General features: G+C 38.4%; 8 protein-coding genes and 2 pseudogenes. 4 read left to right on the plus strand and 6 right to left on the minus strand.

Annotated elements, in window-relative coordinates; all coding sequences use genetic code 11:
- Positions 1-98: 98 nt before the first annotated feature.
- Positions 99-494 (minus strand): annotated as a pseudogene (locus tag J3U00_RS11460) (helix-turn-helix domain-containing protein); the annotation flags it as partial.
- Between the two features lie 87 nt (positions 495-581).
- Here J3U00_RS11460 and tetC point away from each other — a divergent pair.
- The gene (gene tetC, locus J3U00_RS11465; RefSeq protein WP_000428546.1) at positions 582-1,175 is read left to right on the plus strand and encodes a tetracyline resistance-associated transcriptional repressor TetC; all 594 of its coding nucleotides are present in this window, start codon (positions 582-584) and stop codon (positions 1,173-1,175) included.
- Between the two features lie 112 nt (positions 1,176-1,287).
- Here tetC and tet(B) read toward each other — a convergent pair whose 3' ends face one another.
- Entirely contained in the window at positions 1,288-2,493 is a 1,206-nt protein-coding gene (tet(B), locus tag J3U00_RS11470) for a tetracycline efflux MFS transporter Tet(B) (protein WP_001089068.1), read from the minus strand.
- An 81-nt stretch (positions 2,494-2,574) separates the two neighbouring features.
- On the opposite strand from tet(B), the gene tetR(B) reads away from it, so the two are divergent.
- The gene (tetR(B), locus tag J3U00_RS11475) at positions 2,575-3,198 is read left to right on the plus strand and encodes a tetracycline resistance transcriptional repressor TetR(B) (protein WP_000088605.1); all 624 of its coding nucleotides are present in this window, start codon (positions 2,575-2,577) and stop codon (positions 3,196-3,198) included.
- On the opposite strand, the gene J3U00_RS11480 is transcribed toward tetR(B), so the two are convergent.
- From J3U00_RS11480 to J3U00_RS11490, 3 genes are read right to left on the minus strand one after another with little or no spacing between them, the layout of a single operon-like run.
- The gene (locus J3U00_RS11480; RefSeq protein WP_001284954.1) at positions 3,176-3,862 is read right to left on the minus strand and encodes an ArsR/SmtB family transcription factor; all 687 of its coding nucleotides are present in this window, start codon (positions 3,860-3,862) and stop codon (positions 3,176-3,178) included. The genes tetR(B) and J3U00_RS11480 overlap by 23 nt on opposite strands.
- A gap of 7 nt (positions 3,863-3,869) precedes the next feature.
- Positions 3,870-4,256 carry a hypothetical protein gene (locus tag J3U00_RS11485; RefSeq protein ID WP_000460651.1) on the minus strand — a complete coding sequence of 129 codons (387 nt, stop codon included), beginning with the start codon at positions 4,254-4,256 and terminating at the stop codon, positions 3,870-3,872.
- Positions 4,249-4,569 (minus strand): antibiotic biosynthesis monooxygenase family protein, encoded by a 321-nt coding sequence (locus J3U00_RS11490; protein ID WP_000562370.1) that lies wholly within the window; start codon positions 4,567-4,569, stop codon positions 4,249-4,251. Before J3U00_RS11490 ends, J3U00_RS11485 begins: the two co-directional genes overlap by 8 nt.
- 443 nt (positions 4,570-5,012) lie before the next feature.
- On the opposite strand from J3U00_RS11490, the gene gltS reads away from it, so the two are divergent.
- Complete coding sequence (gene gltS, locus J3U00_RS11495) at positions 5,013-6,218, plus strand: sodium/glutamate symporter (protein ID WP_000599531.1); 1,206 nt, start codon at positions 5,013-5,015, stop codon at positions 6,216-6,218.
- 230 nt (positions 6,219-6,448) lie between these two features.
- Positions 6,449-6,568, plus strand: a pseudogene (locus J3U00_RS11500) (LysR family transcriptional regulator); the annotation flags it as partial.
- A gap of 15 nt (positions 6,569-6,583) precedes the next feature.
- Here J3U00_RS11500 and J3U00_RS11505 read toward each other — a convergent pair.
- The coding region (locus J3U00_RS11505) for a hypothetical protein (RefSeq protein ID WP_223232774.1) at positions 6,584-6,651 on the minus strand (68 nt) is incomplete at its 5' end.

A 6,651-nucleotide genomic window follows, 5' to 3' on the forward strand; every position in this document is an offset into this window, starting at 1 on the left:
TACTCGTGGCTGCAACCCTACTAGCTCAAAATTTATTCACACATGGTTACGCTTTGGGGAAATTATGAGGGGATCTCTCAGTGCATTGCCTCCAATTCCCATAATTTATTACGCCGATAATAACTTGGTGTAACCTTAAAAATGTACTTAAATCGACGTGTAAAAGATTGTTGGGAATCAAATTGATATTTTAATGCGATCTCAAGGATAGTTTTTTTCGTCAACCTCAACTCAACAGCCGCTTTCGTCAAACGACGAGCACGAATATAGCTAGCCAGTGTGACCCCTGTTACTTTTTTGAACAGCCGCTGAAAATACCACTTGGTATAACCCGCTTTATTCGCCACATCATCAAGCAGTAAAGACTGATCTAAATTATGTTCAATCCATAATAGAACATCTTTGATAACCGTTGTATGAAACTGCTTATCATCATATCTTAATTGGATGTTATTAGCTTTATTTTGATAGCGAGAATGCTGTTCAATATACATAAAATAACCTAAATGTTCTTAAGATTGTCACGACCACATCATCATGATACCATAAACATACTGACGGTATGTTATTTTAAATCTATCATGGAAAATAAAAATCATCAACAAGAAAATTTTAAGAGTACCTATCAATCACTGGTTAACTCAGCACGAATATTGTTTGTTGAAAAAGGCTATCAAGCTGTTTCAATAGATGAGATCTCGGGAAAAGCGTTGGTGACCAAAGGTGCCTTTTATCATCACTTTAAAAATAAAAAACAATTACTCAGTGCCTGTTATAAGCAGCAATTAATTATGATTGATGCCTACATCACAACAAAAACTGATTTAACAAATGGTTGGTCTGCCTTAGAAAGTATATTTGAACATTATCTTGATTATATTATTGATAATAATAAAAACCTTATCCCTATCCAAGAAGTGATGCCTATCATTGGTTGGAATGAACTTGAAAAAATTAGCCTTGAATACATTACTGGTAAGGTAAACGCCATTGTCAGCAAATTGATCCAAGAGAACCAACTTAAAGCTTATGATGATGATGTGCTTAAAAACTTACTCAATGGCTGGTTTATGCATATCGCAATACATGCGAAAAACCTAAAAGAGCTTGCCGATAAAAAAGGCCAATTTATTGCTATTTACCGCGGCTTTTTATTGAGCTTGAAAGATAAATAAAATAGATAGGTTTTATTTGAAGCTAAATCTTCTTTATCGTAAAAAATGCCCTCTTGGGTTATCAAGAGGGTCATTATATTTCGCGGAATAACATCATTTGGTGACGAAATAACTAAGCACTTGTCTCCTGTTTACTCCCCTGAGCTTGAGGGGTTAACATGAAGGTCATCGATAGCAGGATAATAATACAGTAAAACGCTAAACCAATAATCCAAATCCAGCCATCCCAAATTGGTAGTGAATGATTATAAATAACAGCAAACAGTAATGGGCCAATAACACCGGTTGCATTGGTAAGGCTCACCAATAATCCCTGTAAAGCACCTTGCTGATGACTCTTTGTTTGGATAGACATCACTCCCTGTAATGCAGGTAAAGCGATCCCACCACCAGCCAATAAAATTAAAACAGGGAAAACTAACCAACCTTCAGATATAAACGCTAAAAAGGCAAATGCACTACTATCTGCAATAAATCCGAGCAGTACTGCCGTTTTTTCGCCCCATTTAGTGGCTATTCTTCCTGCCACAAAGGCTTGGAATACTGAGTGTAAAAGACCAAGACCCGCTAATGAAAAGCCAACCATCATGCTATTCCATCCAAAACGATTTTCGGTAAATAGCACCCACACCGTTGCGGGAATTTGGCCTATCAATTGCGCTGAAAAATAAATAATCAACAAAATGGGCATCGTTTTAAATAAAGTGATGTATACCGAATTCGATTGCGTCTCAACCCCTACTTCGGTATCTGTATTATCACGTGTATTTTTGGTTTCACGGAACCAAAACATAACCACAAGGAAAGCGACAATATTTAGCAACGCAGCGATAAAAAAGGGACTATGCGGTGAAATCTCTCCTGCAAAACCACCAATAATAGGCCCCGCTATTAAACCAAGCCCAAAACTTGCCCCTAACCAACCGAACCACTTCACGCGTTGAGAAGCTGAGGTGGTATCGGCAATGACCGATGCCGCGACAGCCCCAGTAGCTCCTGTGATCCCTGAAAGCAAACGGCCTAAATACAGCATCCAAAGCGCACTTGAAAAAGCCAGCAATAAGTAATCCAGCGATGCGCCTATTAATGACAACAACAGCACTGGGCGCCGACCAAATCGGTCAGACATTTTTCCAAGCCAAGGAGCAAAGATAACCTGCATTAACGCATAAAGTGCAAGCAATACGCCAAAGTGGTTAGCGATATCTTCCGAAGCAATAAATTCACGTAATAACGTTGGCAAGACTGGCATGATAAGGCCAATCCCCATGGCATCGAGTAACGTAATTACCAATGCGATCTTTGTCGAACTATTCATTTCACTTTTCTCCATCACTGATAGGGAGTGGTAAAATAACTCTATCAATGATAGAGTGTCAACAAAAATTAGGAATTAATGATGTCTAGATTAGATAAAAGTAAAGTGATTAACAGCGCATTAGAGCTGCTTAATGAGGTCGGAATCGAAGGTTTAACAACCCGTAAACTCGCCCAGAAGCTAGGTGTAGAGCAGCCTACATTGTATTGGCATGTAAAAAATAAGCGGGCTTTGCTCGACGCCTTAGCCATTGAGATGTTAGATAGGCACCATACTCACTTTTGCCCTTTAGAAGGGGAAAGCTGGCAAGATTTTTTACGTAATAACGCTAAAAGTTTTAGATGTGCTTTACTAAGTCATCGCGATGGAGCAAAAGTACATTTAGGTACACGGCCTACAGAAAAACAGTATGAAACTCTCGAAAATCAATTAGCCTTTTTATGCCAACAAGGTTTTTCACTAGAGAATGCATTATATGCACTCAGCGCTGTGGGGCATTTTACTTTAGGTTGCGTATTGGAAGATCAAGAGCATCAAGTCGCTAAAGAAGAAAGGGAAACACCTACTACTGATAGTATGCCGCCATTATTACGACAAGCTATCGAATTATTTGATCACCAAGGTGCAGAGCCAGCCTTCTTATTCGGCCTTGAATTGATCATATGCGGATTAGAAAAACAACTTAAATGTGAAAGTGGGTCTTAAAAGCAGCATAACCTTTTTCCGTGATGGTAACTTCACGGTAACCAAGATGTCGAGTTAACCACCCTTTAGATTCATAAAGCGAAAATAATGCGGCTCCAACGTACCCACCTAAATGGAAACGGCGTTCACTCCAATCTAAACACGCACAACAGATTTTACGTGAATGTTTGGAAGGAACGTCAATTCCCATTTCATGAAAATATTGAATACCACTTAATGTGATCATTGAACCATTTTCAGTGATCCATTGCTGTTGACAAAGGGAATCATAGATCTTAACGGCAACTTCGCCAGCTAAATGATCATAGCAAGTACGTGCTTTTCGTAAATGCACTGGCGTGGAAACTTTGGCATGTACGCCATGGTTTAAGGAGATCCCCATCATACTTTCCATCAATTCAGCAATATCTTTTCCTGCTAGCCGAAAATAACGATGCTTGCCTTGAGCTACTACTGTGATTAGCTGGCAATCTAATAATTTAGATAAATGACTGCTCGCCGTTGAAGCTGATATATTCGCCACAGAACTTAGCTCAGTGGCCGTCCAAGCTCGCCCATCCATCAAAGCACTGAGTATTTTAACTCGTGAAATGTCAGACATAGCCGCCCCTATCGCGGCTATTGAGGACTCAAAGGTAACCTCTTTTCGTATTAAATTAGCCATCGCAAGTTCACTTTATTGCCCAAGGGAGCGTAACAGATGCAGCCATACTATCATTGTCCGTTATTAATATCAGTTGGTTAGCATGGTCACTGTATTGCACTAAAATATTAATGTTATTCTCCGCCAATACTCGTGCTATTTCGCCAAGTTCCCCCGGTTTTTCCTGTTTTAACTTACGAATTAATGGTGTCCGGATCGCAAGTACTAACAGTCCAGCTTGCTCTAGCGCTATTTTAGCTTCCTTTCCTTGTTCAACAAGAAAATGAGCATGGCATTCATCACCAACCGTAAATATCCCTCCCCCTTCCAATCCAATACCTTTATTACCTAATGTTTTTCCTAGTAATGCTAATTGTCCTATTTGATTATCTAAAACAACGTGAACATCAAACATTATCCTTGTCCTTTTTAAATGAATATTCGCGAGTAATATGAGCAATACTAATTTTGTAAAAATCAAATATTGACTCTCGCCCTTCTTGTTGAGCTTTCGCATGTAAAACATGATTTTTCCATTGCAGAACTGCGTATTCGTTTTCCCACCAAGATAGCGATAACATTTTTCCTTCTGTAGCTAGACTTTGAAAACGTTCAATTGAAATAAAACCAGCTACATGACTTAATAGTGGTCTTAACTCCTCAGCTAAAGTCAAATAGCGAGTTTGTTGGTCGGGTTGTATTTGCACCTCAAATATTACAGCAATCATATTTTTCTCCGTTATTAATCAACAAACAGAGTAATCCACCCGAAAATTAACACTTCGATAAGCAACGAAATATAGAAAGGTCATGCTGCTGTTTTATGTTGTATATCACACTTCTTTAAATTGCTCGGCCTGCGCTTATCATGTTCTCCTTCTCTTATAATTTTGTTTATTATTTATACTTTTTTATTTTTTGCTATCACCGAAAATAGTGCGGATCCCGCATGGTATTTAGGTTTACCCATCATTAAATACCATTGTTGTTATTTTAATCTTTTTAATATTTCATGATTAAGATCACACTAAAATTATGACCCTATTAACTAAAAGTTATGGATACCCTAATAAAACTCATTGTTAAAGATTAGTTAACCAAAGTAACTTCATTTTTCACTATTGTTAAATTGTTATAGTGAAAATTCTGGTAAACTAATAGAGGTAAAAAAATGATCCTAGATGCCAGTTATACATTATTAGTCGCATGTATCGCGCTACTCATAGGAATGTTTGTCGTAAAATTTACCCCGTTCCTACAAAAAAACCACATACCAGAAGCCGTCGTTGGTGGCTTTATTGTTGCAATTGTTCTGTTAATTATTGATAAAACATCAGGTTATTCGTTTACTTTTGATGCTTCATTGCAAAGTTTATTAATGCTCACATTCTTTTCCTCTATCGGGCTAAGTTCTGACTTTTCTCGACTGATTAAAGGAGGAAAGCCGTTAGTTCTATTAACTATTGCAGTAACGATCCTAATCGCCATTCAAAATACTGTCGGCATGAGTATGGCTGTCATGATGAATGAAAGTCCATTTATTGGCTTAATTGCAGGTTCAATTACTCTAACAGGTGGTCATGGTAATGCCGGAGCATGGGGCCCTATTCTCGCTGATAAATATGGTGTAACAGGCGCCGTTGAATTAGCGATGGCTTGTGCAACACTTGGATTAGTGTTGGGTGGTTTAGTTGGCGGCCCTGTTGCCCGTCATCTTTTGAAAAAGGTCTCTATTCCTAAAACAACCGAGCAAGAGCGCGACACTATCGTTGAAGCTTTTGAGCAACCAAGCGTCAAAAGAAAAATCAATGCAAATAACGTTATTGAAACCATTTCAATGCTGATTATCTGTATTGTTGTTGGTGGCTATATCAGTGCATTGTTTAAAGATACTTTTCTGCAACTGCCTACTTTTGTCTGGTGTTTATTTGTCGGTATTATTATCCGTAATACACTGACTCATGTATTTAAACACGAAGTGTTTGAGCCGACCGTCGATGTATTAGGTAGCGTTGCTTTATCGCTTTTCTTGGCAATGGCGTTAATGTCATTAAAATTTGGTCAATTGGCAAGCATGGCAGGGCCAGTATTAATTATCATTGCTGTACAAACTGTTGTCATGGTGCTATTTGCCTGCTTTATCACCTTCAAAATGATGGGCAAAGATTATGATGCTGTCGTGATCAGCGCGGGTCACTGTGGCTTTGGTATGGGAGCAACACCAACAGCAATTGCGAATATGCAAACAGTCACAAAAGCATTTGGACCATCACATAAAGCTTTCCTTGTCGTTCCTATGGTCGGTGCCTTTATTGTTGATATTTCAAACAGTATCTTAATTAAAATATTTATTGAAATTGGTACATACTTTACCTAATAGCTACACACTACTCGGCGTACTTCTCCTAACAATTTATTATAGGGCAGTATGCCGAGCCGCTTTCTTACCCCGTATATTCCCCTAGTCAATCTATTTAGCTTGCACGTTTACGAATTAATTCTCGTGACAACTAAACCAAAATTTGAATTATGACGAGTATATCTGATTATTTATACTTTATTCGTTAGAATAGTCCGTAGAAATAAATAATCAGTAGGCTACATGGAATGAAATTAAGACATCTCGATATCTTTTATGCTGTAATGACTTGTGGTTCCTTAACGCGTGCGGCTGAAGTTTTACATATTTCTCAACCCGCGGCGAGTAAAGCACTCAAACATGCTGAGCACTGAGAGATCCCCTCATAATTTCCCCAAAACGTAACCATGTGTGAATAGATTTTGAGTAAGCAGGGTTGCAGCCACGAGTG

Source organism: Gilliamella sp. B3127 (assembly GCF_026536935.1).
Taxonomy (GTDB): domain Bacteria; phylum Pseudomonadota; class Gammaproteobacteria; order Enterobacterales; family Orbaceae; genus Gilliamella; species Gilliamella apicola_E.

Bases quoted from the DNA above. Each gene is read 5' to 3' on its own strand.
- tetC (WP_000428546.1), top strand. From the start codon at position 582: ATGGAAAATAAAAATCATCAACAAGAAAATTTTAAGAGTACCTATCAA.
- gltS (WP_000599531.1), top strand. From the start codon at position 5,013: ATGATCCTAGATGCCAGTTATACATTATTAGTCGCATGTATCGCGCTA.
- J3U00_RS11490 (WP_000562370.1), bottom strand. From the start codon at position 4,569: ATGATTGCTGTAATATTTGAGGTGCAAATACAACCCGACCAACAAACT.
- J3U00_RS11480 (WP_001284954.1), bottom strand. From the start codon at position 3,862: ATGGCTAATTTAATACGAAAAGAGGTTACCTTTGAGTCCTCAATAGCC.
- J3U00_RS11485 (WP_000460651.1), bottom strand. From the start codon at position 4,256: ATGTTTGATGTTCACGTTGTTTTAGATAATCAAATAGGACAATTAGCA.